At 70.1% G+C, this 3,163-nt stretch carries 3 protein-coding genes; all 3 read left to right on the forward strand.

Annotated elements, in window-relative coordinates:
• The first annotated feature begins 108 nt into the window (after positions 1–108).
• Positions 109–333, forward strand: coding sequence for a hypothetical protein (locus H0U68_RS11085; protein ID WP_296355519.1), 225 nt, complete (start codon positions 109–111; stop codon positions 331–333).
• Positions 334–349: 16 nt separating this feature from the next.
• Positions 350–1,381, forward strand: coding sequence for a hypothetical protein (locus H0U68_RS11090; protein ID WP_296355521.1), 1,032 nt, complete (start codon positions 350–352; stop codon positions 1,379–1,381).
• A 10-nt stretch (positions 1,382–1,391) separates the two neighbouring features.
• Positions 1,392–3,163 (forward strand): hypothetical protein (locus tag H0U68_RS11095; protein ID WP_296355523.1); only part of this gene is annotated, 1,772 nt, incomplete at its 3' end.

Consider the following 3,163-nt stretch of genomic DNA (forward strand, 5'->3'; position numbering starts at 1 on the left):
ACCGGGTGGCCTTGCGCGCACGCAGCCGCGCGCTGTGGTGGATCGCCGGCATGCGGCCGCTGCCGGTGCTGTCCGAGATGAGCGCGCTGCTGGGCCGGCGTGTGGCGCGTGCCGGTGCTGCCCGCCATCGCCACCGCCGCGCTGTCGTCCACCGCCCTCTCCGCGCTCTATGCGGCCAGCGTCTGGCTGGGCCGCGAAGGCCCGGGGCCGTTCGCCACCGTGCTGGCCACCTTCGCCCTGCCCGCGCTGGGCTGGGTGGCGCACCGCATCGTCCTGCGCCGGCTGCGTGCATCCGCCGTGCCGCACGTTCCTTCCAACGATTCCAGGTTCTGACCCCAAGGAGGCTGCCATGCCCGAAACCATTCCCCGTCCGCCCAAGTGGGTCGACACGCTGCTGCGCTGGGCCCTGTTCCTGGCCGTGGCCATTGCCGCCGCATTCACCGCCTTTGCCGATGCCGCCACCGCGCGGCCTTCCACGCCGCAAGAGAAAGCCGCATCGGCGCGCCACACCTACTACACCGGCGGCGTGCACAACGACAAGCAGTGCAAGCCGCCTACCAAGTGCGTGTACAGGCGCGCGGCCGGCGAGCCCAGCGACCCGCTCTACCCGAAGTGGTGGACCAGCGAGTGGACGATGTACCGCGTGTTCGCCAACTACGACAAGTTTCCGCCGCCCTATGCCTCGCCGCCCGAGGGCCTGACGGCAGCGGACTACCAGGTGTCGTACGGCGCCAGCTACTACGACGACGCCTACGTGCCGGCCGACCGCGACGGGCGCGGCGCGATGATGGAGCACTACGAGAAGTTCTGCCTGCCCATCTTCCCGATGGAGAACAACTTCACCTGCTCGTTCGTCTCGCTGGGCAACAAGGCGTACTTCCTGCGCTATGCCGACCGGCCGGCCGGCACGCCCGAGTGCTGCCAGTTCTCGCTGCACAACCACGCGCCGCGGCGCGACTTCATCAAGCACCTGCCGTACAACGCCGAACAGAGCGCGCACCTGGGCGGCAGCGTGCAGGCCTACTCGCGGGAAGTCGGGCCGCAGAAAATCCTGTTCGGCTATGCGTTCAACAAGGAGGCCACCAAGGACGCCGGGCAGCCGAAGGAGCCGGCCTACCGCCATCCGCAGTCGTTCTTCTTCTCCGGCTACCCGCTGTCGCCGCCGAACGCGCCGATCGTGAGCCAGAACTACACCAACTTCCGCGCCGAGCGGCCCGACCCGGCCAAGACCTGGGCCCAGGTGGCCAGGATGTGCACGCCCAACCCGGGCTGGTGCTGCCTGTTCTCCGGCGACTGCCCGGCGCCGAAGGCGGGACTGGGAGCCACGGCGCCGGCGATGTCGCTCGCGCCCGAATGGTCGCAGCTCACCCCGGACAAGTGAGGACCATGCCATGAGCTATCTCGACGCACCGCGCCTGCACTTTCGCGGCTGGTTCCAGGCCGACGTGTCCACCATCAACAACAAGGTCCAGATGTACCAGAACGAGTCCTTCGTTCCGGACTACCAGGACTTCACCGCCAGCAACTGGAACCCGCAGGGCACCGGCATCTTTCGCCTGCTGGACTGCGGCGTCACCGGCGGCTTCCTCGACGGGCGCCAGCTGGCGGCTGCGGACGATCCGGTGATCGGCATGAGCCTGCAGAACGCGGGCGACCGCGCGCCCGGCAAGCTGGTCGACCTGGACCCGCAGCAGCAGATGGTCTCCGAGATCTGGGGCATGCAGGTGCGCCTGCTCGACGCCGCCGCGCAGGCCCTGTTCACCGGCGAGTACAAGCCCTCGCCCTTCATCAACCTGTGGCAGCGCCAGCAGACCGGCGTGATGCTAGACCAGAAGCTCGCCGCCTACTACCAGTCGGTGCTGGAGGACGTGCGCTGGGCGGACGACGTCGGCTCGCCGCTGCTGGAGGCGCTGAAGGCCGTCACGCGCGAGGGCATGCTGTCGATCCAGTTCAACGTGTTCGGCTACGCCCGCGACCCGAAGATCCCGCGCTACACCCAGGGCCACGCGGTCGGCACCATCGGCCCCTACCTGTCCGGCGAGCCCAAGCTGTTCGTGCCTGGCCGGCAGATGGTCGCGCCGCTGAACCAGAACCTGCAGCCGCCCGCCAACCTGCAGAGCCTGCAGGCGAAGGTGGCCGAGGACGGCATGTCGCTCACGCTGGACTTCGGCAACTCGTTCCCGATCCAGGACGCGGACAGCGGCCTGCTGGACGTCGGCACCGTGCTGGTGGCGGTGGCCAACAGCAACCCGGCGGGCATGCTCGCCACCGTGGACGCGAGCGCGGTGACGCTGGTGGGCGCCGTGCCCTACACGCAGGCGGACTGGTACACCCGCACCGCCGGCGTGCAGACCTTCGATTTGAGCCGGAACGCGGACGCGCGCCGGCTGCTGCCGGGCAACCCGCTGCTGCTGCTGTCGCCGGTGGCGAACACCACCACCTACACCGTGCTGCTGCAGGAGACGCTGGACGGCCTGTACGTGCGCGCCGACCAGTTCGTGTTCCGCCTGGAGCCGGGCGAGACGCAGGAGGTGCGCTTTTACGCCACGCAGTTCGGCGCGCCGCTGGGCAGTGCCGCCATCGCCTGCACGCCGAACGACGGCCTGCTGGGCGGCAACGGCGGCGGCACCATCGCGCCGCCGCTGAGCCCGCCGGCCGCGGTGCCGGACGTCGGCACGCCGGCGAATGGCCTGCGCTACTCGGCCAACGCCTCCACCGGCGGCGACGGCTGGGCGACGCTCGCGCTCAGCGCGCCAGCGCAGGGACCGGGCCGCCCGCGCGGCTACATCGCGGGCCAGCTCTACGGCATCGGCTACCAGCTGGCTGCGCAGCCAGCGGGCTACGTGTCCAACATGTTCAACGTCATCAGCGTGCTGGCCTACAGCGCGCGCGCCGTGCCGGCCGCACCCACCTGGTACCAGGACATCCAGCCGCTGTTCGCGCAGTTCGGCAACCTGTACCCGATCATGAGCCGCTACGTGGTGAACCTGGGCGACTACGCCTCGGTGGTGCAGCACCTGCGCATCCTGAAGCTGGCGTTCTCGCTGCCGCGGCACGACCCCAACCACATGCCGGTCACGCGCGACCTGGGCGCGGGCGACCGCGACACCATCCTCAAGTGGCTGGACACGCCGGGCGCCGACGGGCTGCCGCTGCCCGGCAC

The sequence above is a fragment of the Ramlibacter sp. genome, from assembly GCF_013697775.1.
Taxonomy (GTDB): domain Bacteria; phylum Pseudomonadota; class Gammaproteobacteria; order Burkholderiales; family Burkholderiaceae_C; genus Ramlibacter.

Excerpts from the sequence above, each read along its gene's own strand:
- H0U68_RS11090 (WP_296355521.1), top strand. The coding sequence starts at position 350 with ATGCCCGAAACCATTCCCCGTCCGCCCAAGTGGGTCGACACGCTGCTG.